This is a genomic window from Xenorhabdus sp. Sc-CR9 (genome assembly GCF_963897815.1).
In the GTDB taxonomy this organism is placed as follows: domain Bacteria; phylum Pseudomonadota; class Gammaproteobacteria; order Enterobacterales; family Enterobacteriaceae; genus Xenorhabdus.
Genome location: NZ_CAWQTY010000064.1, coordinates 1 through 1,459, shown reverse-complemented (window position 1 = coordinate 1,459; position 1,459 = coordinate 1). Strand labels below are relative to the sequence as shown.

1 protein-coding gene is annotated in these 1,459 nt (G+C 36.6%); it reads right to left on the bottom strand.

Annotated elements, in window-relative coordinates:
- Window positions 1-799: 799 nt before the first annotated feature.
- The gene (locus AACQ81_RS03315) at window positions 800-1,138 is read right to left on the bottom strand and encodes a hypothetical protein (RefSeq protein ID WP_237388474.1); all 339 of its coding nucleotides are present in this window, start codon (window positions 1,136-1,138) and stop codon (window positions 800-802) included.
- Between the last annotated feature and the right edge of the window lie 321 nt (window positions 1,139-1,459).

Below are 1,459 nucleotides of genomic sequence, written 5' to 3'. Positions count from 1 at the left end.
ATCACGAGTCGTATCGTGCATCAATTCGAGGGCGCGTTTTTGTTCTGGTGTCAGATGAATTTTCATGGCTGCAAGCATGATCGGGTTTGGATAAGAAATCAAGCATCTTCAATGGCGATTGGTATATGTACAAACAAAAAATGCCCTCAATACAATACATAGCAATAGATTTTACACTATTTAGATAGGAAAAATTGAGATTAGTTTCAAGATGAGAATGGGAACACTACAGGGCAGAACCCCGCCCTTTAACATATGGAATTTTTCCGTATGTACTGGACGGCTTAAACTCAAGCCCTCTTCTGTGGTTACTTCCACCCTGATCGATTCACTTATTGATTTTGACAAGGCTGTCACTTTGACCACAGAGGATATTGGTATTCCTTTGCGCCGGGTTATCACGTACCCAACACACGAAAGCACAAGGCATGCGAGAAATTTCTCACACCCTCACCCGTGAGTATAAAACCAAAATGGGCATTCCCACTTAAATGGGCTTTCAAATCCCAATTGACGCGATCAGCCAGAAATTTGTCCAATTGGAACTGAGCCAAAGTGAGGACCTCGATTACAGGTTAATACATTAAACGTACAGAGCTGTTTTCAACCTATCCTAACGAGGAAGAGCCTCCCAAATCAGTGATTCCTTAACCTATAGGGATTCCTATAGTTAATTTTCGCTGTGATGGTGGATGCACTGCCTCCGTTTGAAACGGAATCAGTGAGTTAGAGGAGATAATCCTCCCCTTTAACTTTTACAACTAACCACTCTCTTTGGTTTGTTTTTCATTAATGCTGGTTATTGAAATATTATATTTATGCTTTTATTTTTCATTGCATAATAGTCGACAAAATTATTATGACATCCTAACTCACCACAAGTCGCTTCTTTTACCAACTCATCACATCCACTCACTTTTACATTCCATGCGTACGGTCCTCCATGTATATTAACTTCAACATCCACATTAAAATTTAACTTACAATCAACTATATTTTCACCTTGCGGGTAACGCACAGACCAATTCACATACCTATTAGAAATTCTACAATTGAAAAAACCATCACTATCTCTTAAATCCATCGTTCTGCTCTCATTTTTTGGAATGTCTATAACTGAATTACCAGCGTCATTCATACAATAATTATAACCCTTGTTAATATATATTTATCCGAAGAGTTTATAAACTTTACGTTATATAAAGTTTCAGCAAACACTGGCTGTATGAATAGAAAAGATGCTATTAATATCAAGTTAGATATAATTTTCATATCGCTCATCCTTATTGATAAAAGATTTAAACCATTTTCTATTCACTACTAATAGATCACTAAATAGTTTGTCATAATGGTGAGACTCTTATATTTCTCATTTCTTTCCAATCCGTTAACGAAGCCCTTTTCAAAAAAATTTTCACATTACGAATAAGCTGCCACATAAATTGGCAACAATGATTGC

What these genes read in the sequence shown, in the direction of transcription:
- AACQ81_RS03315 (WP_237388474.1), bottom strand. Translation starts at nt 1,138, where the DNA reads ATGAATGACGCTGGTAATTCAGTTATAGACATTCCAAAAAATGAGAGC.